The sequence below is a fragment of the Leucobacter faecis genome (genome assembly GCF_054456635.2).
Window position 1 is genome coordinate 1 of record NZ_JBTJEP020000060.1, and the last position, 201, is coordinate 201.

At 60.7% G+C, this 201-nt stretch carries 1 protein-coding gene; it reads left to right on the forward strand.

Going from position 1 to position 201, the window contains the following annotated elements; genetic code table 11:
* The coding region (locus tag ACXR2T_RS15835) for a hypothetical protein (RefSeq protein WP_489945570.1) at positions 1-201 on the forward strand (201 nt) is incomplete at both ends.

Sequence of the window (201 nt, forward strand, 5' to 3'; positions counted from 1 at the left end):
ATGTTGATCCGGCGGAGGTGGCAGAGGCTGAGCGGTGCATTGTGAATCAAGCGGCGGGGTATCCCGAAGACCACGGCTTTGCAGGTGCTGCGGGTGATGCTGACCTTGACCTTGACCTTGACCTTGATGCTGATGCTGATGCTGATGCTGATGTTGACGCGGCCGGCGATGTTGATGCGGGTGGGGTGGCGGAGCGGTTGC